The organism is Escherichia sp. R1 (genome assembly GCF_003000935.1).
In the GTDB taxonomy this organism is placed as follows: Bacteria; Pseudomonadota; Gammaproteobacteria; order Enterobacterales; family Enterobacteriaceae; genus Escherichia; species Escherichia coli.
Map to the genome: position 1 here is coordinate 1 of NZ_PSRU01000004.1, position 23,080 is coordinate 23,080.

Genomic DNA, 23,080 nt, shown 5'->3' on the forward strand with positions numbered 1-23,080 from the left:
GCCATTTCATCGCCATCCCGCCGAGCATACAGGCCTCGGAAGAACCAATGGTGTTGGTGCCAACGGCCTGACCATTTTTCGGTGCAGGCGCATGCCACAGATCGGCAACCATGTTTACGCAACGCAGGTCGATTGCAGCGGATTGCGGATATTCTTCTTTGTCGATCCAGTTTTTATTGATCGACAAATCCATCAATTTATGGACGTTTTCGTCGTCCCAGGTCTGGCAGAAAGTGGCCAGGTTCTGACGAGCGTTGCCATCAAGATATAATTCATCATTGATAATCTGAAATGCAACATCATCGCGCATTTCGTGCAGCGGAAATCGTTTTGACTCCGCGATAGTAGAAATGGCCTTTGCGCCAAAACGTGAATCGAGTAGTTCTGAGCGGAAATCCGTTAACAGCTTCTGGTCCATTTCGAACTCCTTAAATTTATTTGAAGGCAATAAAAAAGTAGGATTTATCCGCAATGGAAGCAAGGTATTACAGGCTTAATTTAAATAACAAAATCCTAAGCAGAAAAACGACTTTTTATAATATAAACATTTAATATGATAATATTAAAAACAGACTTTATTATCGTAATAAAAATCGCCCAAACACTCCTGTTCGGGCGATCAAATTAATTATTGTTTATCCTGCATATACGGCGTGTAAACCCCGTTCAGACTGTGCAGGAAAGCTACGATATCATCCACATCTTCCTGCGGCAGCTCTTTGCCTACCTGATAGCGCAGCATCAGTTTCACCGCCCCGTCCAGCGTCGGCACGTCACCGCGATGGAAGTACGGTGCCGTTAAAGCAACGTTACGTAAACCGGGTACTTTCTGACGCAATTTATCACGCTCTTCTTTAGTAACATTCATACGACCAATATCCGCCGCCGTAATTTCACCAAAGTTAAAGTCTTTTTTCAGCCCCAACGGTTCAAAGGAACGTCCGCCGAGAATAATACCACCATGACAAGTTGCACATTTATTATCTTTAAATAATTGATAGCCTTTTTTCTGTTGCGCCGTCAGAGCATTCTCATCTCCACGCAACCATTTATCAAATGGGGAATCCGGCGTAATTAATGTTTTCTCAAATTCAGCAATGGCATCAGTAATATTTTCGCCACTGAAACCTTGCGGATAGACTTCGAGGAACTGCGCTTTAAGCTGCGGATCTTTTTCCAGCTTAGCAATAATTTCGTCCCAGGATTTCGACGCCATTTCAATCGGGTTCAACGGCGGTCCACCAGCCTGATCCTGCAATGTTGCCGCACGACCATCCCAGAACTGCTCAACGTTAAATACTGAGTTAAATACCGTCGGCGCGTTAATCGGCCCAACTGCGCCACCAACACCAATCGATGTTTTTCTGCCATCGACGCCCCCCGCATTCAACGCATGGCAATGAGCGCATGAAATGGTGCTATCAGCCGATAAACGGGGATCGTGATACAGCGCAAAACCCAACGCCACTTTTTGCGCATCGGTAGGCAGTTTTTGCGGGATGGGCTGCACCGGTTCATTGCGATGCTCCGGAGCAGTATCATTGCTGGCGTAATATTCCGCGCGCTGTTTTGCAATCCAGGCCAGTATTTCCGCCCGCTCTTCATCACTCAACTTACCCGCCCAGTGAAGCGCGGTATAACGCGTTGGCGGCATAGTTTCATACTGCATCACCCATTCAATCTTATTCAGATCGCTTTGCGAAACGGGTTTATTAGCCAGCAGAGCCGCACGCACGGCCTCGAGGTTAAAAGATTTATATCCAAGCTTTATGTCGTAATCCATCAACTGTTTCGCGCCGGGAATATAATAATAGGCAGGTAATTCTGCCGAAGGCGTATGGCAATAATCGCATCCTTTTTCGCGGAGAAAGCCTAAAACCTTATTATTTTCACTGACAGCAGATGCCTGAACATCGGCCTGTTTACTGCGTTTATTATCGTGGTACCACACATAACCAGATAACCCTAAATAGCAAATCGCGACGCCAGCCAGGCCGATCGCGGTAATACGTGAGACCATTTTCATTATTCTTCCCTCACGGTAGTGAGTTATTGTGACCCAGAAAATTTTCCAGAATGCTGCAAACGTCTCTGCGAGACAAAGCCATCATAAAAAACAGGGAGATATGCTTTTTGATAGGAATCAATCAATTACATGAATATAAACTATCAATAAGATAGCCAGTGCCTATTACCCAGATCAGGAATGGCATATCATGATTGCGGCGAGAGCAGGATTGAATGTTCTGAAAATGAAAAACAACACGAAATCCGTATTTTTATAAATTCCATTGATATTAGTGCGTTATATTTTTTGGCAGGTTAATAAACGTGATCCACCGCACGCTTTGTCGCCCACCAGGCGGAGCGAATGACTACCCTTAAAGAAAAGCCCGATAATTAGCGACGAATTTCGGAGGTCGGATCCTTATGCTCAATCAGAAAATTCAAAACCCTAATCCAGACGAACTGATGATCGAGGTCGATCTCTGCTATGAGCTGGACCCGTATGAATTAAAACTGGATGAGATGATCGAGGCAGAACCGGAACCCGAGATGATTGAAGGGCTGCCCGCCTCTGATGCGCTGACGCCTGCCGATCGCTATCTCGAACTGTTCGAGCATGTTCAGTCGGCGAAAATTTTCCCCGACAGTAAAACCTTTCCCGACTGCGCACCCAAAATGGACCCGCTGGATATTTTAATCCGCTACCGTAAAGTGCGCCGTCATCGTGATTTTGACTTGCGCAAGTTTGTTGAAAACCACTTCTGGCTGCCGGAGGTCTACTCCAGCGAGTATGTATCGGACCCGCAAAATTCCCTGAAAGAGCATATCGACCAGCTGTGGCCGGTGCTAACGCATGAACCACAGGATCACATTCCGTGGTCTTCTCTGCTGGCGCTGCCGCAGTCATATATTGTCCCGGGCGGCCGTTTTAGCGAAACCTACTATTGGGATTCCTATTTCACCATGCTGGGGCTGGCGGAAAGTGGTCGGGAAGATTTGCTGAAATGCATGGCTGATAACTTCGCCTGGATGATCGAAAACTACGGCCACATCCCCAACGGCAACCGCACCTATTATTTGAGCCGCTCGCAACCACCGGTTTTTGCGCTGATGGTGGAGTTGTTTGAAGAAGATGGTGTACGCGGCGCGCGCCGCTATCTCGACCACCTGAAAATGGAATATGCCTTCTGGATGGACGGTGCAGAATCGTTGATCCCTAATCAGGCCTATCGCCATGTTGTGCGGATGCCGGACGGCTCGCTGCTCAACCGTTACTGGGACGATCGCGACACGCCGCGTGACGAATCCTGGCTTGAGGACGTTGAAACCGCGAAACATTCTGGTCGCCCGCCTAACGAGGTGTACCGCGATTTACGTGCGGGGGCGGCCTCCGGTTGGGATTACTCTTCCCGTTGGCTGCGTGATACTGGTCGTCTGGCGAGCATTCGTACCACCCAGTTCATCCCCATCGATCTGAATGCCTTCCTGTTTAAACTGGAGAGCGCCATCGCCAACATCTCGGCGCTGAAAGGCGAGAAAGAGACAGAAGCACTGTTCCGCCAGAAGGCCAGTGCCCGTCGCGATGCGGTAAACCGTTACCTCTGGGATGATGAAAACGGCATCTACCGCGATTACGACTGGCGACGCGAGCAACTGGCGCTGTTTTCCGCTGCCGCCATTGTGCCGCTCTATGTCGGTATGGCGAACCATGAACAGGCCGATCGTCTGGCAAACGCCGTGCGCAGCCGGTTACTGACACCTGGCGGGATTCTGGCAAGCGAGTACGAAACCGGTGAACAGTGGGATAAACCCAACGGCTGGGCACCGTTACAGTGGATGGCAATTCAGGGATTTAAGATGTACGGCGATGACCTTCTGGGTGATGAAATCGCGCGCAACTGGCTGAAGACGGTGAATCAGTTCTATCTGGAACAGCACAAACTGATCGAGAAATACCATATTGCCGATGGTGTTCCTCGCGAAGGCGGCGGTGGCGAGTATCCGTTGCAGGATGGGTTTGGCTGGACTAACGGTGTGGTACGCCGTTTAATTGGTTTGTACGGCGAACCATAATATTTTTACAGCCAGCCGCTAACTTCCTGCTGGCTGTAAAATTATCCTCTTCAGGAGGAGATATTTAACATCATTGCCGCCTGGGTGCGATTTTTGACTTCCAGACGGCGATACAGTGATTCCAGATGCGCTTTTACCGTTCCGGTACTGATATTCAGCGCCCTGCCGATCTCTTTATTTGATTCGCCCGCCGCTAACATGGTTAAAATCTCCCGCTGGCGGGCGCTTAACGATTTGAGATCTTTAATGTCCTTTTCCGGCGTCGTTCGCCAGTCTCCAGGCAGAAACATCATCCCCATCGCCGCACTATTTACCGCCAACGCAAATGTCTCGACGGTTGAATCACGAGGCACAATGGCCAGCACATTAAAATGAATAACTTCCTGTAACCACCGTTTGTTGCAATCCGTCGCCGTAATTAACACCTTAACCTCAGGAAATTGCACCACGGTTTTTTGCAGCAACCAGTAGCAAAACTCACCATCCTGATCGCCATCGAGCATCACTAAGGCTTCAGGGTAACTTTCCAGCTTTTGCCATAACTCGTCTGCCTGACTGGCCCCCTGAATACTCACTCCTGGAATACGATGCTGTAAACTGATTTTCATTCCATGAATAAATATTGACTGCCTGTCAAACATGACTATTTGCATAACTGAATCTCCACCTGAATACGTTAAAAAGACTTAAGTAGTGGAAGGGTATTACTCGCGAGAAAAAATAAGAATTCGCCATTTGGCGGTGGCCATTCTACAGAGATAACGCGTAGAAAATAGTTACCGATATAAATAGTTACAGCTAAACGCCTGAAATTACATGTCGAGGGCACTATTTAAAACATTTTTGAGGATTTCCTTATATCGGTAGTTAGTACGCATGCAATCAAAAATGAAATTCCGCGACCATAAACAAAAATAACAAACGGCAATGAGATAAAAATAAGCACAAATAGCCAATACATCTTCTATTCACTTTAAAGGGAATCGCTGAAAAATACGCTCTGTTTAAGGGAATTCACCTTTCTCATAAAGCTATTCCTCCCTTTTCCTGCTGAGAAATCGCCACATTCATCATGACAACATTGTGAAACCCGGCATTAGATGTTAGAAAAAACAATAAACAATGCGATATGCGCGCTACTGTTTCGTTGTGAACAACAATCGGTCAAAGAGATGGATAAAATTCACGCAATGCAGTTGTTCATCAAAGTCGCGGAGCTGGAAAGTTTTTCCCGCGCAGCGGATTTCTTTGCTTTGCCAAAGGGAAGTGTTTCGCGCCAGATACAGGCACTGGAACATCAACTTGGCACCCAGCTTCTCCAGCGCACCACGCGACGGGTCAAACTCACGCCAGAAGGCATGACCTATTATCAACGAGCAAAAGATGTGTTGAGTAATCTCAGCGAACTGGACGGTCTGTTTCAACAGGATGCCACCAGTATCAGCGGTAAATTACGCATCGACATCCCGTCAGGAATCGCGAAAAGCCTGTTACTGCCGCGCTTGTCGGAATTTCTCTATCTGCATCCGGGAATTGAGCTGGAACTGAGTAGCCATGACCGTCCGGTAGATATTCTTCATGATGGTTTTGATTGCGTGATACGCACTGGCGCATTACCGGAAGATGGCGTTATCGCCCGTTCTCTCGGCAAACTGACCATGGTCAACTGTGCCAGTCCACACTATCTGACGCGCTTTGGTTATCCGCAAAGCCCCGATGATCTGACTTCACACGCAATAGTGCGTTATACACCGCACCTGGGTGTACATCCGTTAGGTTTTGAGGTTGCCAGCGTTAATGGCGTCCAGTGGTTTAAGTCTGGCGGCATGTTGACGGTAAACAGTAGCGAAAACTATCTCGCCGCCGGTATTGCCGGTCTGGGGATTATTCAGATCCCGCGCATTGCCGTGCGCGAAGCCCTGCGTGCCGGGCGGCTTATTGAAGTGTTGCCTGGCTACCGTGCCGAGCCGCTGTCCCTTTCACTGGTTTATCCGCAGCGTCGGGAGCTTTCCCGGCGTGTAAACCTGTTTATGCAGTGGCTGGCTGGCGTAATGAAAGAGCACCTGGACTGACCGACTATACTTTTTAAGAATAACCACGACAGAAGGACAAAAGAGCGGATGACGCAGGAAAACGAGATCAAACGTCCCACCCAGGATCTGGAGCACGAGCCGATTAAGCAGTTGGATAATAGCGAGAAAGGCGGCAAAGTTAGCCAGGCGCTGGAAACCGTCACCACCACTGCCGAGAAAGTCCAACGCCAACCGGTTATTGCGCACCTGATTCGCGCGACAGAACGCTTTAACGATCGGCTGGGTAACCAGTTTGGGGCGGCTATCACCTATTTCTCATTTTTGTCGATGATCCCCATTTTGATGGTGTCGTTTGCCGCAGGGGGCTTTGTGCTGGCCTCCCATCCGATGTTGCTACAGGATATCTTCGACAAAATTCTGCAAAACATTAGCGATCCGACGCTAGCCGCCACGTTGAAAAACACCATCAACACCGCCGTTCAGCAGCGGACGACTGTAGGGCTTGTCGGTCTGGCAGTGGCGCTTTATTCCGGCATCAACTGGATGGGTAACCTGCGTGAAGCGATTCGCGCCCAGTCACGCGATGTCTGGGAACGCTCGCCGCAAGATCAGGAGAAGTTCTGGGTAAAATATCTGCGTGATTTTATTTCGCTGATTGGTTTGTTGATTGCGCTGATTGTGACGCTTTCTATCACCTCGGTTGCCGGTTCTGCGCAGCAAATGATTATTAGCGCCCTGCACCTGAACAGCATTGAGTGGCTTAAACCGACATGGCGGTTGATTGGCCTGGCGATTTCCATCTTCGCCAACTATCTGCTTTTCTTCTGGATCTTCTGGCGGTTGCCGCGCCACCGTCCGCGCAAAAAAGCCCTGATCCGCGGAACATTTCTGGCTGCTATTGGTTTTGAAGTGATTAAAATCGTGATGACCTACACCCTGCCATCGTTGATGAAATCACCCTCTGGCGCAGCATTTGGTTCCGTGCTGGGGCTGATGGCATTTTTCTACTTCTTCGCCCGTTTGACGCTGTTTTGCGCGGCGTGGATTGCCACCGCCGAATATAAAGACGACCCGCGAATGCCGGGGAAAACGCAGCCTTAAAATAGGCCGGATGCGGCGTACGAATTTATTCGGCCTGGCTCCCCGTAGGCCGGATAAGATGCGCCAGCATCGCATCCGGCTATAATGCGCACATAACCTCTTGAAACTCTTTCCCAGAGCCTCTTTAGCCATCTATTCAGGAGCAAACAATTTCATTCCAACTCATAACCCCAGCATATAAATCCAGTTGGTAACTTTTATTTAACCTAAAACCAGTTTAATCCACCATTTATAAAATTATGTGAAGCATTTCATAGAAGAAAAATCACTGGCCTAAACATTATCCCCTTTTTGCATGATTTTTGACCATTTCCGCGATTTGTTACACATTGAAATATCACTTTTGCTGTGCGTAATATGGCTATTCGTTAGCCAAAAAATAAGAAAAGATTATGCAAGCAACAGCCACAACACTCGACCACGAGCAAGAATACACGCCGATCAACTCGCGTAATAAAGTCCTTGTCGCCTCTCTCATTGGCACGGCCATTGAGTTCTTCGACTTTTACATTTACGCCACTGCGGCCGTTATTGTGTTTCCGCATATCTTCTTCCCGCAGGGCGATCCAACGGCAGCAACGCTACAGTCGCTCGCCACCTTCGCCATCGCCTTCGTCGCGCGCCCCATTGGCTCTGCCGTTTTTGGTCATTTTGGCGATCGCGTTGGGCGTAAAGCGACGCTGGTCGCCTCGTTGCTAACGATGGGGATTTCGACCGTGGTGATTGGTCTGCTGCCAGGCTATGCCACGATTGGTATTTTCGCCCCGCTGCTGCTGGCGCTGGCTCGATTTGGTCAGGGTCTGGGCTTAGGTGGTGAATGGGGCGGCGCGGCGCTGCTGGCGACTGAAAACGCCCCACCGCGCAAACGTGCATTGTACGGCTCCTTCCCGCAGCTGGGCGCACCGATTGGCTTCTTCTTTGCCAACGGCACTTTCTTGCTGCTTTCCTGGCTACTGACCGACGAGCAGTTTATGAGCTGGGGCTGGCGTGTGCCATTTATCTTCTCGGCGGTGCTGGTCATTATCGGCCTGTATGTTCGCGTGTCGCTGCATGAGTCGCCGGTGTTTGAGAAAGTCGCTAAAGCGAAAAAACAGGTGAAGATCCCGCTGGGTACGCTGCTGACCAAACATGTTCGCGTAACCGTACTGGGTACGTTCATTATGCTGGCAACCTATACGCTGTTTTACATCATGACGGTCTACTCTATGACCTTTAGTACCGCCGCCGCGCCAGTTGGGCTTGGCCTGCCGCGTAACGAAGTGTTGTGGATGCTGATGATGGCAGTTATTGGTTTTGGCGTGATGGTGCCCGTCGCCGGATTACTGGCTGATGCCTTTGGTCGCCGTAAAAGCATGGTAATCATCACCACGCTGATCATCCTGTTCGCGCTATTCGCCTTTAACCCTTTGCTCGGTTCTGGCAACCCGATTCTGGTTTTTGCCTTCCTGCTGCTGGGGTTAAGTCTGATGGGGCTGACCTTCGGTCCGATGGGGGCGCTGCTGCCGGAGCTGTTCCCGACAGAAGTGCGTTACACCGGAGCATCGTTCTCTTACAACGTATCGTCGATTCTCGGGGCTTCCGTTGCGCCATATATCGCAGCCTGGTTGCAGACTAACTACGGGTTAGGTGCGGTGGGGCTATATCTGGCGGCGATGGCTGGCTTGACGTTAATCGCCCTGCTGCTGACCCATGAGACGCGACATCAGTCGTTGTAATCAGAGTGAAAAGCCTGATGCGCTACGCTTATCAGGCCAGAATTTCCATACAATATATTGAATTAGCAAGGATTTGTAAGCCGGAGGCGTTCACGCCGCATCCGGCATGAACAAAGCACACTTTGCCAACAATCTAAATCTGTTTAATTGCCGGATGTCAGACATCCGGCAATTATCATCACTTCTTCATCTGCGACAAAATTGTCCGGCACTGATTAGCCTCCCCTTCGGAAGGTGAGATCAGTGCCAGCAATGCTGCCGCTGGCGTAACCAGCGTTGCCAGTGCCGCCGCAACAGCACCACGGGCAATCAACGGCCCGGCTTTCACCCCAGCCTGCGGATTTTTAAACGTCCCACGCACATACAGCGGCGAACGCAGCGTGATAATGCGAATCCCTTTACTTTCTGGATCGATAGTTAAATCCAGCTGTTCCGAAGCAAAACTTGCCGTGCCGGTAACATTGATCAACGCATTCTCGGTATCAAAAGCGAAAACCTGCGGACGCGCCACACCGTTGGCAATATCCAGATTCGCTGCCGCGCAGTTCACCCGCACCTCATCATCACCAAATATCGCACCGACAATGTAGTTGCCGACATTCAGCCCAACAATCTCCATCAGGTTGCGGCTCACCAGCCCGTCATTCATCAACAGTTTCAGGTTGCCGTTACTGTTGCCTAAAAGCGCCGCCACCGAGTTACCGCTACCGCGCAGTTCCGCGTCACCGTTCATTTCCCCCAGCGTCTTCTGCATCAGTTCTACATCGGGCATCAGTTCTTTCAGTTTCAGTCGACGAGCCTGAATATCTGCCCGCCCCTGCATCGGCTTTTTATCGCCTTCCAGATGAATATTCGCCGCAATGCTGCCGCCCGCTATGCCAAATTTCAGCGGTTGCAGGCGCAGGTCAGCATTTTTGAGGATGATATGAGTAGAAAGATCGCTAATCGGCAGGCTGCTGCCATGCTCAATGCGCCGCCCTTTGAAGCGAACATCGGCATCCATAACGTCCCATTTATCGGTTTCGAAGCGGTCATAAGGCAGCACTTTGCCCGCAGGCTGAACGCTTTTTTCGCCCTTCTTCTGTTCAGACCGTTTCGACTTTTCTGCCCCTTTCCCGGAATCAACGCCAATCAACGGTCCCAGGTCCGCCAGCCGCAATTGCCGCGACTCGACATCACCTTCCAGTTTTGGTCGTGGCTTGCCGGTGGTATAGATCAGAGAACCGTGGATATCGCTATCGCCAATGCGCCCATTAAAACCGCGATAATCAAAGACCGACGATTTTTCAGTGTCGATTTTCGCTACCAGCCGACCATCCGTTTCAAACGGCGGTGTATCGGGCAGCAGAACGCCCGTCAGTTCATAGAGATCACCCAGCGAATCGCCAGAAAATTTAAGCCGTAAATCGACACCCCCCATCTTCATTGGGTCATTCACAACGCCATCAAAAGCAACACGGGTGTTACCAGAGCGGAAATCAGCCTGTACCGGAAACGGCGTTCCTTCGCCACGCAGCGCCAGCATACCGCCTATTTTTCCCGTACCAGTGAGCGGTTCACCGTTATAACGTCCCTGCGCCTTCAGGCCAAAAACGTAATCGCCCACCTTTTCTTTATCCGCTTTACCTTTCGATCCGATAACTTCGCTGAACGGCAGCGGCTTGCCTAACGGATCGACAAAAATTTCCAGATCCGCTTTGCTTACTTTATCATCAATGGCGATCCGCCCTTGATCGAAAAGAATATTATCCAGCTGAAACGACCACGCCGACGGCTTTGCATTCGCGTCTTTGTTGTCATCGTTGGCGAGATTAAACGTCCAGTTATTGTTCTTTTCGGAGAGGCGAATCAGGCGCGCGTCGGGCTTTTCGAGCTTGATCCACGGCAACCAGACCGTTTTGGTCAGCAGCGCCAGCGGGGCCAGCGTCGCTTCTACTCGCGGCAAATGCACCATTGTGACTTCGGGAATATCCGGTGGATTGCCAAGAATGATGTCTTCCGCGTGTACATGGGGCCACGGCACCCAGCTGCGCCAGCCAGTTTCTTGTTTTTGCCGCTCCCACACCACGCCCAGATCGCCACGGATAGCGAACGGACGATTCAACTCCGCAGAGACTTTCTGGTTGATGGTCGGTTTGAGTCGATTCCAGTCAAAAGTTGCAATCAAAATGATCGCCACGACAATCAACAACAAGAAAGCCCCTGAAATCGCAGCGGTTATTTTGCCTGCCTTACTCATCGTTCGCTTCCTCATATTCTTCCTGTGCCAGTCCTAAAGATAGTCCAGCCAGGCGGAAAATGAGGCAGCTTATAGCGCCAGAACCGCCGTATTCAGCGTTTCTATCGGTGCCGGGCGTGAAAGAAACCAGCCTTGTGCGGCGAATGCGGGCGAGTTCTGAACATCACGCCACTCTTCTGGTGTTTCTACGCCCTCGACAATCACCCCGCGACAATAGCGATTCATTAGATGTAAAAGCTGAGAAAAGAGTGTGCGTCCTTCCGGTGACTGACGCAGCATCACAAACAGTTCTCGCGCGATTTTGATGTAGTCATAACGCACTTCACTTAGTGCAGAGAAATTTGCCATCCCGGTACCAAAATCATCCAGCCACAGCGGGCCAAATTCACACATCGAGGCAAAGGTTGAATCTTTCGGCAGGCGGATGTGTTCCACCAGTTCGAAACGCAGCCAGGGAAGATCCTCAATCTGGCGCAGGATTTTTGGTTGCTGACGCAGGGCGATGAGCGTAGGGCCATCAATATTGACCGATGCCAGCAGGCCGTGCTCTACAAAGAAGTCGGCTTTTTGCGCCAGCAAATCAATCTGCTCTTTCACAACCTCCATCCGATGGCTAACGGTGATTTCAGTAAAATAGCGATCCGGCGGCAGGCGTTGCGAAGGGTTCAAGGGATGCGTGACCACCGTTAATAGCTCCACGGCCATTAACCGCCCGCATGTTTGATAGATCGGCTGCCAGGTGTAAGCACGCTCACACTGCAACCAAAAACGCCGTTCCTGCAAGCTCTCGATGCTTGCTTCAGGGTTGCTTATTCGCTGGATAACCTGCCTTATCATCAAAGATGTCCTGTGTTTAAAAGTGATGCTGCCCGGACTCGACAAAGATTATCGGCGCGCAAGGGCAGAACTTTACCGCCTGGACGGGGTAAATTTCCCCACTCCACAACGGAATCTTTCAGGAATACGTTCTGGCTCAAAAAAATAATGGAACACTGTTTTAATATGGTTGACCAGCAAACCACCACAACGCAAACTAACGCTAATTTTTTACAGATCAGGTTCACGACTATGTCCAAAAAGATTGCCGTGATTGGCGAATGCATGATTGAGCTTTCCGAGAAAGGCGCGGACGTTAAGCGCGGTTTCGGCGGCGATACCCTGAACACTTCCGTCTATATCGCCCGTCAGGTCGATCCTGCGGCATTAACCGTTCATTACGTAACGGCGCTGGGAACGGACAGTTTTAGCCAGCAGATGCTGGACGCCTGGCGCGGCGAGAACGTTGATACTTCCCTGACCCAACGGATGGAAAACCGTCTGCCGGGCCTTTACTACATTGAAACCGACAGCACCGGCGAACGTACGTTCTACTACTGGCGTAACGAAGCCGCCGCCAAATTCTGGCTGGAGAGTGAGCAATCCGCGGCGATTTGCGAAGAGCTGGCGAATTTCGATTATCTCTACCTGAGCGGGATTAGCCTGGCGATCTTAAGCCCGACCAGCCGCGAAAAGCTGCTTTCCCTGCTGCGCGAATGCCGCGCCAACGGCGGAAAAGTGATTTTCGACAATAACTATCGTCCGCGCCTGTGGGCCAGCAAAGAAGAGACACAGCAGGTGTACCAACAAATGCTGGAATGCACGGATATCGCCTTCCTGACGCTGGACGATGAAGACGCGCTGTGGGGTCAACAGCCGGTGGAAGACGTCATTGCGCGCACCCATAACGCGGGCGTGAAAGAAGTGGTGGTGAAACGCGGGGCGGATTCTTGCCTGGTGTCCATTGCTGGCGAAGGGTTAGTGGATGTTCCGGCGGTAAAACTGCCGAAAGAAAAAGTGATCGATACCACCGCAGCTGGCGACTCTTTCAGTGCCGGTTATCTGGCGGTACGTTTGACGGGCGGAATTGCGGAAGACGCAGCGAAACGCGGGCACCTGACCGCAAGTACCGTTATTCAGTATCGCGGCGCGATTATCCCGCGTGAAGCGATGCCAGCGTAAAAGCAGCATATGCAAAAGGCTGGATAGAGTGTTACCCCCCTATCCAGCTCATCCATAAATACCTGATGGTTGTGCTAACTCATCACCATCAGGCATTACTGTACAGGTGGAATATCCGTCACTTCAGGATGTACGTCATCCGTGGCGACAGATGTGGCGGCAGCCGCAGTCGATGGGGCCATGATTTGATCCCAGGCCGCCTGCAACGCTTTCATGTTAAATTCCGGCTCGCCTTTCGGCTGCAGCAGTATTAACGCCATATCATTCGACAACTGCTGACGCAGATCCTGATTTAACATCTCCACCGTCAGGCTGTTAAGGAAATCCTGACGCAGTTTCTGATATTGCTCCGGCGCGATATCGACGACCTGATTTTGCAACGAACGCATCCGCTGCCCCATCAGAATATCGGTATCAGCTCGCGCATAGGCGGCAAACAGTTTCTGCAGCTCCAGTTTCTTTTGCGCCACTAACGCATTGAACTCTTCTTCCGGCAGACCTTTATCGCGAACCTTCGCCAGTTCACGCGCCACCAGATTAAGGTTGCTGTTCAGCTTGTCGTTTGGTGATTCGATGTTGATGGCACACTGCGCACGCAGATACAGCACACGACAGTCAAATCCAAGACCGATGTCTTTACTGTTACTGGCGCTTAACGCTTGCTGAACATGCCAGAACAGCGCCTCACGGGCCAGGTCCGCACGCCAGTAGCGCAGCAGTGCGGCTGATTCACGAATCGGCTGCCACGGCGTATCCCACATGATAGATAGCCGGTCCTGACGCACCGCGTCGGTCATAATACTCACCGCTTCCGCACGCAGCGGAGAAAGCGTCGGCACCGGAGCCGGTGTTTCACGTTTGCCTTTCAGTTCGCCAAACGTTTTATTGATTTGGTCGACGACCGAGCGCGCATCCACGTTTCCCACCACCAGCAGCGTCATTGCATCCGGGGTGTACCATTTCTGATAGAAATCTTTAATCTTTTCCGCTTCAACGGGTTGTTTCAGCGGATCGGCAGGATCGTGACCTAACAAGGTTGATCCTTTCAGACGATAACGCCACCAGCCCTCTTTAGTATCGGCAGGCCAGGTTGCCACCATGTCCTGACTTTGCAACGCATGGTTGATGGTTTCTGGCGTGATAGTCAGTTTGCCAGTGGCATTTGCCAGATAAGAGAGCGCCTCTTTCAGCAAGTCGTTACGGTTATTGGGCAAACTCAGATTAAACAGCGTGGTGTCATAAGAGACAATTACCGGCGGCATCGGGCGTTTAGGGTCGATCCCCTGCTGCCACAATGAACGCGCCTGCGCTGCGTCAAGGCCACCGCTTTGCGTTAGCGCAATACGAGGGATGGCGTGACTGTAACCGCTCTGTTGTGTACTTTCGGCGAGCGAACCGGTATTAACCAGCAGGCGAATTTCAACACGATCGCTGGGACGCTGGGGCGTAGTCAGCACTTGCCACTGTAAACCGTTGGAAAGCGTCCCCTGTTGCCATGCTGGATCAGGCTGGAGCGCATCTGCCTGCACATAGCCAGCAGTGGCCATCATCAGCAAACCGCCCGCTAAAAGTCGAATTTTTGTGCCCTGCATGTGAACCCCTGATCAACTATCCTGGTAATAAAAAACTGCCCGTTGTCGGTCAGTCTAAATGACGTTAAAAACACTTCGTGTTAGACCGCAAGAACATGAAAATGTCACGGAAGAAGTGAAATAAACCTGAACTCACCCAGGTGGTAAGTTCAGGCACAGGGGTCAATTATGCGCAAACACCCGCACTCGGGGAAGGGAGTGCGGGCATAAGTGGTGAGATTAAGAGGATAATTCGTGCGTTTTGCCATCCGGCGCACGATTATTCAGCACATCGTCCAGTTTTTTGTGGTCCAGTTCTTTCACCCACTTAGCAACGACAATGGTCGCTACGCCGTTACCGACCAGGTTAGTCAGCGCACGAGCTTCTGACATAAAGCGGTCGATACCGAGGATCAGCGCCAGACCCGCTACCGGCAAATGGCCCACCGCAGAGAGCGTCGCCGCCAGCACGATAAAACCACTACCCGTTACCCCTGCCGCCCCTTTAGAAGAAAGCAGCAACACGATTAACAGCGTGATTTGGTGGACGATATCCATCTGACTGTTAGTGGCCTGGGCGATAAACACCGCCGCCATTGTCAGGTATATCGATGTGCCATCAAGATTAAACGAGTAGCCTGTCGGGATGACCAGCCCCACCACCGATTTGCGGCAGCCGAGTTTCTCCATCTTGTCGAGCATACGCGGCAGCGCCGACTCGGAAGATGAAGTCCCCAGTACAATCAGCAGTTCTTCACGGATGTAACGGATAAATTTGAAGATACTGAAACCAGTCGCTTTAGCGATTGAACCCAGTACCAGCACCACAAACAGGATACAGGTGATGTAGAAGCAGATAATCAGCTGCCCCAGTTGCACCAGTGTGCCGACGCCGTATTTACCGATGGTAAACGCCATTGCCCCGAACGCACCAATAGGTGCCAGACGCATGATCATATTGATGATGCCGAAGATGACCTGCGAGAAACTTTCGATCACGTTAAAAATCAGTTGGCCTTTGCTGCCCAGACGGTGGAGCGCAAAACCAAACAGTACGGCAAACAGCAGCACCTGCAGAATGTTACCGCTGGCAAATGCGCCAATGACGCTCGCCGGGATGACATCCATAATGAAGGCGACAATGCCCTGGTCTTTCGCCTGATCGGCGTAAACCGCTACCGCTTTCGCATCAAGCGTTGCCGGATCGACGTTCATTCCGGCACCAGGCTGCACGACGTTAACGATGATAAGACCAATAATCAGCGCGATGGTACTGACAATTTCAAAGTAAAGCAGTGCGACTGCGCCGGTACGACCGACCGCCTTCATGCTTTCCATGCCCGCAATGCCCGTTACGACGGTACAAAAGATGACAGGAGCGATGATCATCTTAATGAGCTTAACGAAGCCGTCGCCAAGCGGTTTCATTTGCTCGCCTATTTCAGGATAGAAATGGCCAAGGAGAATACCAATGGCTATCGCTGTCAGGACCTGAAAGTAAAGGCTTTTAAACAGAGAGGTTTTCATAGGGTGTCCTTTAGTAAAACCACAGGTCTTGTAAGGTTATGGGGTACCTGCGGCCTTAAAATAACACCCAGACAACATCACAGAAATGTACCTGGATCATAATTGAAACAAAAAGGTTAAAAAGTTTGAGCTGGCTCGCACAAACCAGCACTTTTTAAAGTTTTGTAATCAGTTTGGGGTAGCTACTTTTCTTCCAGGTAACTCTCTTCGAAGATTTCAATAGGGAGTGGGCGAGCAAAAAGGAAGCCCTGGGCAATACCAACGCCCGCTTTTGCCAGCCAGTCGCGTTGTGCTTCAGTCTCCACGCCTTCGGCAATCATTTGTAGGTTCAGGCTCTGCGCCAGCATGATAATTGCAGCAATCATGCTGCTATCTTCCGGCAAACCTTCAACAAACATTTTGTCGATTTTCAGTACGTCGATTGGCAACGATTTCATATGCTGCAGCTGACGCAGCCCTGCGTAGCCCATGCCGAAATCATCCAGCGCCACCCGAACTCCGGCATTGCGCAGCGGACGGAGGATTGCCACCGCAGCATGAGGATCGTCAATACGTCGGCTTTCTGTCACTTCCAGAATCAGTGTTCCCGGCTGAATACGATAGCGGGTTAACAATTCCAGCATATCCGCCACCATATTTGGATGCATCAGTTGCAGCGCTGAGAGGTTTACCGACAAGGGCAGCATAATGCCGCGCTCTTGCCAGGCAGCAAGCAATCGACAGGACTCTTCCAGCACCCAGTGACCGACGGTAACCATCAGCCCACAGCACTCAATGCGATCGATTAAGCCATCGGGCAGGTCCCAACTGCCATCCGGTTGCTGGATACGCAGTAACACTTCCGCACTGACCAGTTTACCGCTGGTCATCTCGACCTGTGGCTGTAACCAAATCGCAAACTGATGATTTTCCAGTGCATTAAGGATATCGCTCTCTTCCGTCAACCGCTTCTGGGCGGCTTCCATCTGCTGCGGATCAAAGAACTGAATCTGATTTTTGCCTTTATGGCGAGCGGTAAATGCCGCAGAAATAGCGCGACTGTAAAGCTGTTCGGCGGTGAGATCGCCGTAGAACATCGCCACGCCAATGCTACAGTGCGGACGGAGTTGAATACGTTCAATCGGCAGGCGCTCGCTCATGATAGTGAGCACTTGCTGACCTAATGTGATAGCGTGCCACGGTTCCTGTACACCGTTGGCAATGACAGCAAAGTCATAACCGCTAATCTGCGCGAGGATCATGCGTGGCGACAGTACCGATTTGAGTTTTTCCACCAGCGTCAGCAGCAGAATTTCTCGTTGCGCCTCTTTCAGCACACCCGCAGTATCACGCAGGGTTTCACAGGTGATGATCATCAGCGCGGTGGTTTGTTTACGCGCCACCACCTGCTCCAGCATCTCCATCAGCAAGGCTTTGTTCGGCAAATCCGACACCGGGAAGCGCATCGCATTTTCGTTCTGTTCTTCATAATGGCGCTGCAGCAATTGCTGGTTGAGGTTGTAACTGCGCACCAACATACCGATTTCATCGTCCTGATGCAGACGCGGTAATGCCAGTTGGTGACCAACAAGCTCCTGGGGTGGGATGGCGTTAAGTTCGCGAGCAATATTGCGTAACGGATGCAAAATCAGGCGGTTAATGCACCAGCTAATCGCCACCGTCAATATTAACGACAAGAGTAAGTAAATGGTCACTAACGTTGAGAGGGTGCTCATCACGAACTTATACATGCGGAAGGAATCCGCCTGTAACACCAGATAGGCAATTGGCTGCGGGTTTGCCGGACGTTCCAGCGAGTAAACGCCCAGCGAGATTTGCACCGGTAGCTCAAACAGGCGAGTAACCATTACCGGCACCGGACGCTCTGGAATAAAACTTTTACGCAGCGCCTGGAACTGGTTAGGCAGCACTACATCGGCACGGCTGACCACGCCTGCCGGTTTAATGCTGGCAAGAATAGCTTCCGCTTCGGGAATATCGCCTTTCAAAATGGCAGAAGATAAGGGTTCGCGGACAGAGCGAGCAATGCTTTCCAGTTGCGTAGCCGTGTTATAGCGATTCTGCTGGACCAGATGGAACAGCAAAACGGTGCAAAAAATAAAAACGAACACCAGGACAACGGCTGCCACCATTGCCATCTGCTTGATTGTTAACGAGCGACTTACGCGCAAATTGTCTCCCCCCGGAAATCCCAGATTGCCGCCCGAGTATACCCGATCGCAGCGGCATTAAGAGAGGCGCTATCTGAAAACTTACCAGTCGGCGTAAGGTATCAGCGGCTGCGGCGGTAAATCCATGTCACCCTGCCATCCGGCGGCGGAATAACGTACGTAGAGCAGGAAATGGCTGGGGGCGTAATCTTTTGCCTGCTGGATATCAATTGCCGTGCCGACAAACCAGTTGGAAGTAACACGTCGTTCAAGTAATGCCCGCGCCGTGTAGCCAAAGCCCTGACTGCTGCCGCCATCGTTGGATTGCCGCGCAGCTTCTTCCTGCCAGTCGGTCGGGATCAGATTCATCAGCGGATAACGCGGCATGGTTTTGGTGCGTGAATGCGACCACGAGCCAGACGCCCCCAGCTCCCACGACCAGTTTTCCGTGCGCTCCCGCCACATCACCGGTATGGCAAACGACAGGTATTCCTGCGGACTGTAGTAACCGCCCTGACCGAGTGAGTAGCCACTCAGGTCTTTGTCATAATGCCAGATCATGTTGTTCAGGCCGATTGTGACGCGGCGATTGTTCTGGTTGATGACCTTATAGTAATAGCCCGTCATCCAGCGCACGCGCCAGTTATCTTCGACATTTTTACCGGTTAACTGATCACCGCTAAGCGATGCCCAGACGCCGTTTGCTTCACCTTTATCGTAGCTCAGACTTAGCCCCACGCCGTCGGCACGCACGCCGCCCCATTTTTTCCCGGTATTGCTCGGAGAGTCTTTTTGCCCACCAAAGGCCAGCAAAGAACTGGAGATAGGCCGACGGTGGGCGTTAACGGTGTAACCCAGCGGCCCGATATCATCGCTGTAACTGATGCCGCCGACCACATCCACCACGTTGAAGCCCATCGGCGTGGTACCGATATCCCAGCTCCAGACGTCATTTCGCCAGCCGACCGCCACGCTGGCACCGGAATCCGACTGGCTGCGGTTGCCGCTACAGTCCTGTAATGTACAGGTGCCCCAGTTGTCATCCCATTTGCCATCGGCATTAGTGGAGAAACTGCCGACGTTCATATTGACGAAATCACTGCGAAAGAACATCCGCCCGTCAGAATAGGGCGCGTCCACCTGCAACATAGTGGTGTGCGCTTTCAGATCGGAGTAACCACCGGTGCCGCTCGAACCCCAGTAATCGTGCTCGAGAGTGACGTTAAGATCCTGCTGGCGATAGAGGTCCGCCGCATCGCTGCGCACGCCGCGTTTCAGCCAGTCATCTTTCTCGTCGTTACGGGTCAGCCGGGTAAAAGTGTCGTTATCCTGCGGACGCGTCGTGGTCACACCGGATGCAACCATGGCGTCTTTGTAGGTTTCCAGCGCCTGCGTTGGATCGCCCGCCTGCGCTTCAAACTTCGCACCATCACGCAGTACCATCGCGCTTTCCATCGACGGTGGCTGAGATTTTGCCTGCGGGATCAACTTATTAAATGTCTGCTGCGCCGCTGCGGTATCGCCAAGCTGCGCCTGTGCCAGCGCCACGCGCCGCTGTGTGTTCAGCGAGGCGTTATCAGTGGCAGGCAGTTTCGCCAGCTGGCTACGTGCCGCCGCTTTGTCACCGGCAGCAATATCCACTTCCGTCAGACCAAGAATGGCATCGGCGTTAGTTGGCTCCCGCGTCAGGACATTCTGATATGCAGCGCGGGCGGCGGTGTAATCACGTCGCTGCTGCGCCCAGTCAGCCAGCGTGAGGTCAATACGCGAGGAAGGCGGTTGCTGGCGCAGCATCGCTTCCGCTTCTGCCTCTTTACCGTTTTCTCGCAGGCGATTAGCGGTTTCCAGCACCTGATCGTTTTGCAGTCGATTAACCAGCTCCTGAATATTGCTGTTCCACTGCCCGCGCGGCAGGCTGTTGATATGCGCCAGCGCCGCTCTGTCCTGGTCGTGACCGGAGAGGTACAGCCCGTAAGCGTAAACCTGCTCCGGGTCGTTCGGCTTCTGCTGCGCCAGATTGCGCATTAACGTATCGGCCTGGCTGCGTTGTCCGGCTTGCCAGAGATCCTGCGAAAGTCGGTAAGTAATCCATACACTGCCGGGGTCCAGCGCCAGTCGTTGCCGCTGAAGTGCTGCCGCCTGCGCCCATTTCCCCTGGTTTTCCAGTGCCTCTGCCTACTGTGCCAGACGGTCGTTTTGCAGGCTGCGTTCGATATCATCAATGCTGCGCCGCTGGCTGGCAGAGAGCGAGGCGATATACGCTTCGGCTTTTTCTGGCGACTGCTGGCGGTAAATATTCGCCAGCCCGCGCACGGCGTTAGTGTTGCCGCTGTCCATACGCAAGGTCTGCTGGTAATAGCGTTCGGCGGCGGGATAATCTTTGCGCGCCATCGCCACATCGCCCAGCCCAAGCACTGCATAGCTGTCGGTGTTATCGACATTACGTGCCTGCTGGAACAGCCGTTCTGCCCGGTCAGGATTATTGGCTTTCAGCGCGGCATCGCCCTGCTGGATCGCCAGCCAGTAGCGGTTTACTTTCAGCAGGCTGTTCCATTTGTCGTTATTGCTGTTGTGCGGATCCAGCGCGAGGGCTTTTTCCAGATTCACCACTGCATTGGCGCGATCGCCTTTCTGGGAATACGCCTGGCCCAGCGCCCCCAGAGCCTCACTGTCTTTCGGGTTCGCCCGCACCGCCTGTTGTAGTTCGGGAATGGCTTTACCCGCCATGCCAGAGTCCACCGCCGCTAAACCTTGCGCACGAGCGCGGAAAGCAGGGTCGGCCAGCTGTTTTTGCTGTTCTGCCAGTTGCGATTGTGCAGCAGCCACGCTATCGCCATCGCTAAAGATCGAGAGATATTTTTTCAGTGCCTGAACGCTGGCATCGCTGACGGGCATGTCTTTAATCTGCCCGTACCAGATTTTAGAGGCCCCTTCGCGCCCGGCGTTCGATTTCGCCATCTGTTCCAGGACGGCAAAACCTTCGTCACGGCGATCGCTACTAAACAGTAATAGCGCCAGATTGTTTTGCAGGCCCGTATTGCCCGGCGTATCCGCATTAATGCGTTTTAGCTGATTAATCGCTTCACCACGGCGAGCCGGAATTTTCGCCACCGTACTCCAGTACTCGACAGCAATGTCACCTTCCGGCGGCGCACCGTTGAACAGCTTGTTGTAACTCGCCACGGCCTCTTCCGCATGACCGGTAGTCGCCTGCAATCGAGCCTGTTGCAGTGCCTGACGACCATCCGGCGTAGACAGTAACATTGTGGTCCGCGACGATTTATACGCATTTGAACTCGGCGCTAACTGCGACAGCCGATCGAGCTGTTTTTGTGCGCCATCAATATCGCCCTGACGTAACAGAGAACGAAAACGGGCAGCAATCACATCCGGGTTATTCGGATCAATAAGTTCCAGCCGATACAACGACTGTTGCACCAGGTCTTCACGATGGGTCGCTTCGCCTAACCGAACTTGCTCCAGCAACTGTTGCTGAGCGGTTGGTGCTGCCTCGACCATCGGCATGACGGCCAGACCGAGGGAAAGCGTGAATATGTTTAGTGTGAATTTGCGCATTCCTGGCCCCAGTCAGGTAATAACTCACCTTTTGTCGAGAAGCGGAAACGGTGTTGATCCCAGCCTTGTCCAAACAGGGTCAGCACATAGTTGTAATAGGCATCGCTGCCGGGAAAGTTATCGGCCACGCGCTGGCGCTGAACGGCCTGCGCATCGCGGTTTTGTAAAAAGGGCAGCATGGCGGCAGAAAAACCGACCGGTCCTTTACCCTGCGCTTTCCCCGTAGGCACATCCACTTTTTCCGGCGGATAACCGTTTTTCTCAGTGAATGTCGCCATCGGTTTAAACCGGTTGAGCATCCGCGCTTTTTGCGGATCGCTGTCAGGCATCATGCCTACCCACATGTAAACGCGGATAGCGTCGTAGCTGCTGATCAATGTTTTTTCGGCTTTTAGCTGCCAGCCTTTGTCTTTCTCATAGCGCACCCAGTCTGGCGAAAAGCCTTTCGGGGCGGTTTCCAGCAATAAACGTTGATTGGTTTCGCGCAGCGTGGTCCACGGCGCGCCAAAGCGGGTGAAATACTGCGCCAGCGTCGGCGGCAGGTAGCTGGGGTTAAAACGCCAGCTGTTATCCTCAGCAAAACCCACTTTGCCCGGTAACAACATGGAGCCCAGCCCAGGCACCGTCACCACTTCCTCCCGCGCGATACGTTTTAGCAATGCGCTGCCGATGTCGGTATAACGCTGCTCTTTCCACAAACGCCCCGCCTCCAGCAACGACCAGGCCATCCAGACATCACCATCGGAGGCCGAATTGCTGTCCAGCACTTCCCACTTACTGTTCTCTTTCTTGCCCCACAGCCAGGCGGGCAAATGTTCTTTTAAAGAACCCTGAGCGAGATTGTTCTGCGTCCAGTCGAGAAGATTATCGAAAGCTGCACGGTCGTTAGCCGCCAGGGCAAAGAACATGCCGTAACTTTGCCCTTCGGAGGTGGTGATTTTGCGCGCGTCGCTGGGGTCGATGACGCGCCCTTCCTGACTGATGTAATCCTTTTTAAACTGCTCCCAGGCAGGCCAGGTACAGGCTGCCTGAACACTAAAGGCAGCCAGCAGCAGCATCGTCACGAGTCCACTACGCAACACATTCATCT

Annotated in this window: 14 protein-coding genes and 1 pseudogene; 5 read left to right on the plus strand and 10 right to left on the minus strand. The window is 52.1% G+C overall.

From position 1 onward, the window contains the following. Nucleotides 1–418: pyridoxal-dependent decarboxylase (locus C4F37_RS06045; RefSeq protein WP_001713074.1), on the minus strand; the 418-nt coding region annotated here is incomplete at its 3' end. Nucleotides 419–628: 210 nt separating this feature from the next. Then, nucleotides 629–2,026: a cytochrome c peroxidase gene (ccp, locus tag C4F37_RS06050; protein ID WP_001540010.1), complete on the minus strand. Its 1,398-nt coding sequence runs from the start codon at nucleotides 2,024–2,026 to the stop codon at nucleotides 629–631. 404 nt (nucleotides 2,027–2,430) lie between these two features. Here ccp and C4F37_RS06055 point away from each other — a divergent pair, with 404 nt between their 5' ends. Next, a complete protein-coding gene (locus C4F37_RS06055) occupies nucleotides 2,431–4,080 on the plus strand; it encodes an alpha,alpha-trehalase (RefSeq protein ID WP_001540011.1) in 1,650 nt (549 codons plus the stop codon). A gap of 50 nt (nucleotides 4,081–4,130) precedes the next feature. Here C4F37_RS06055 and C4F37_RS06060 read toward each other — a convergent pair whose 3' ends face one another. Beyond that, nucleotides 4,131–4,733 (minus strand): helix-turn-helix transcriptional regulator, encoded by a 603-nt coding sequence (locus C4F37_RS06060; RefSeq protein WP_001167663.1) that lies wholly within the window; start codon nucleotides 4,731–4,733, stop codon nucleotides 4,131–4,133. A 519-nt stretch (nucleotides 4,734–5,252) separates the two neighbouring features. Between C4F37_RS06060 and C4F37_RS06065 the strand changes: the two genes are divergently transcribed. From C4F37_RS06065 to C4F37_RS06075, 3 genes are all read left to right on the plus strand, one after another. After that, on the plus strand, nucleotides 5,253–6,152 hold the full coding sequence (locus C4F37_RS06065; protein ID WP_015912563.1) for a LysR family transcriptional regulator: 900 nt from the start codon (nucleotides 5,253–5,255) through the stop codon (nucleotides 6,150–6,152). Between the two features lie 48 nt (nucleotides 6,153–6,200). Further along, the gene (gene yhjD / locus C4F37_RS06070; RefSeq protein WP_000191257.1) at nucleotides 6,201–7,214 is read left to right on the plus strand and encodes an inner membrane protein YhjD; all 1,014 of its coding nucleotides are present in this window, start codon (nucleotides 6,201–6,203) and stop codon (nucleotides 7,212–7,214) included. Nucleotides 7,215–7,606: 392 nt separating this feature from the next. Continuing rightward, nucleotides 7,607–8,929 carry an MFS transporter gene (locus tag C4F37_RS06075; protein ID WP_001149007.1) on the plus strand — a complete coding sequence of 441 codons (1,323 nt, stop codon included), beginning with the start codon at nucleotides 7,607–7,609 and terminating at the stop codon, nucleotides 8,927–8,929. Between the two features lie 178 nt (nucleotides 8,930–9,107). Here C4F37_RS06075 and C4F37_RS06080 read toward each other — a convergent pair whose 3' ends face one another. Together C4F37_RS06080 and pdeH are read right to left on the minus strand one after the other, a co-directional pair. After that, entirely contained in the window at nucleotides 9,108–11,168 is a 2,061-nt protein-coding gene (locus C4F37_RS06080) for an AsmA family protein (protein WP_001540013.1), read from the minus strand. Nucleotides 11,169–11,237: 69 nt separating this feature from the next. Next, entirely contained in the window at nucleotides 11,238–12,005 is a 768-nt protein-coding gene (pdeH, locus tag C4F37_RS06085) for a cyclic-guanylate-specific phosphodiesterase (protein ID WP_001329855.1), read from the minus strand. Nucleotides 12,006–12,236: 231 nt separating this feature from the next. Between pdeH and kdgK the strand changes: the two genes are divergently transcribed. Then, nucleotides 12,237–13,166 (plus strand): 2-dehydro-3-deoxygluconokinase, encoded by a 930-nt coding sequence (gene kdgK / locus C4F37_RS06095; RefSeq protein ID WP_001297976.1) that lies wholly within the window; start codon nucleotides 12,237–12,239, stop codon nucleotides 13,164–13,166. A gap of 95 nt (nucleotides 13,167–13,261) precedes the next feature. Here kdgK and C4F37_RS06100 read toward each other — a convergent pair whose 3' ends face one another. From C4F37_RS06100 to bcsZ, 5 genes and pseudogenes are all read right to left on the minus strand, one after another. Beyond that, a complete protein-coding gene (locus tag C4F37_RS06100; RefSeq protein ID WP_001163136.1) occupies nucleotides 13,262–14,758 on the minus strand; it encodes a M16 family metallopeptidase in 1,497 nt (498 codons plus the stop codon). 219 nt (nucleotides 14,759–14,977) lie between these two features. Further along, nucleotides 14,978–16,264: a C4-dicarboxylate transporter DctC gene (dctA, locus tag C4F37_RS06110; RefSeq protein ID WP_000858214.1), complete on the minus strand. Its 1,287-nt coding sequence runs from the start codon at nucleotides 16,262–16,264 to the stop codon at nucleotides 14,978–14,980. 182 nt (nucleotides 16,265–16,446) lie between these two features. Next, nucleotides 16,447–18,435 (minus strand): biofilm formation regulator HmsP, encoded by a 1,989-nt coding sequence (hmsP, locus tag C4F37_RS06120; protein ID WP_001266324.1) that lies wholly within the window; start codon nucleotides 18,433–18,435, stop codon nucleotides 16,447–16,449. An 81-nt stretch (nucleotides 18,436–18,516) separates the two neighbouring features. After that, nucleotides 18,517–21,990 (minus strand): annotated as a pseudogene (bcsC, locus tag C4F37_RS06125) (cellulose synthase complex outer membrane protein BcsC). Beyond that, nucleotides 21,972–23,078, minus strand: a complete 1,107-nt coding sequence (gene bcsZ, locus C4F37_RS06130) for a cellulose synthase complex periplasmic endoglucanase BcsZ (protein ID WP_001540016.1) — start codon at nucleotides 23,076–23,078, stop codon at nucleotides 21,972–21,974. Before bcsZ ends, bcsC begins: the two are co-directional and overlap by 19 nt. Nucleotides 23,079–23,080 lie beyond the last annotated feature (2 nt).